Genomic DNA, 1,146 nt, shown 5'->3' with positions numbered 1-1,146 from the left:
TAGCTATCCACGTCCACAATCTCCGGACCCGCTGGGTGCGAGGGCCCGACGACCGACTGCGGGGTATTCGGATCGAACTCGCGGCTGCCGTAAGGCACCCCGTAACCGAGCGACGAGAGATCGGCAAACGTGGAACCCGACTCCTGCGGGCGGTTGTCCCCCTCCCACGGACTCAGGCCGCGAAAAAAGGAGGAACCCGGAGGACTGCGAGCGGCATCTGCCTGGCCCCAAGGAAGATCCTTACCATAACCTTCATAGGCATACGGCTGGGACGGGCCCCCTTGAAATGAAGCATGGTCTGTAACAGGTTGCTGAGTACGAGCCGCCCTCCGGCGCTCTATTGCCTCATTCACGGTTTGCTGCAGTTCCGGGGGCAGTCGTCGGTATATCGACTCACCGTCCTTCTTGAGACTACCGTCTTTGAAGAAGTATGCACTTGCATTTTGTAGTCCCGAAATTTGACCACACTCTGTCACGCTTTTGTTGAGGGCATACGGCTCAAGTGCCGCCACAAATCGCTCGGGTACACTCTCAGACAGCATCGTTTGTTTCACTCTCGCTAGCAGGGACGCATCAACTTTGCGGCGCTGGTCGTCTGACAGTCGACGGTAGGCAAACTCACCCTGCACCATAAGTTTCCCTTTTGAAGAAAAGTAGTTGCTGATGTTTTTAAGTCCGGAACGTTGTTCACATTCTTTCAGGCTTACTCCATGAGAGTAGAGATCAACGGCCGCCATAAATCTATCAAGAAATGGAGTGCAAACCGTCTCGCGCCGCGCCGCAAGCGACGCATCAACTTCACGTTGTTGCTCTTCCGAGAGTTTTTGATACAGCGATAGCCCAATCGGCGCCAAATAGCCGTCTTTAGTGAAATAAATGCTCATATTTTTAACGCCAGATATTTTTGCGCAATCGGATAAGGAAGCCCCTCTGGAGTAGGGGTCGAGTGCTAAGAAAAAACTCTCTAAAGGCGAGACAGAATCTAGATTTTTTTCCATGCGAAGATGGATAGCTTTTTCTATCTCGTGCTTCTGTTCTGGCGGAAGCTTGCTGAAAATGACGCGCCCATTTTTGCCCAAACTACCCGTTTTGGTCAGGTAGGTATCGAATCCTTTTATCTTAGCCTGTCGCCCGCACTCGGCTAGG

The 1,146-nt window shown here is 52.6% G+C and carries 1 protein-coding gene; it reads right to left on the bottom strand.

The features are described from left to right. Window positions 1-1,146: hypothetical protein (locus A3A5_RS43560; RefSeq protein ID WP_198293173.1), on the bottom strand; the 1,146-nt coding region annotated here is incomplete at both ends.

The organism is Cupriavidus sp. UYPR2.512 (assembly GCF_000379565.1).
Taxonomy (GTDB): Bacteria; Pseudomonadota; Gammaproteobacteria; order Burkholderiales; family Burkholderiaceae; genus Cupriavidus.
This window is presented reverse-complemented; position numbering and strand designations above follow the sequence as displayed.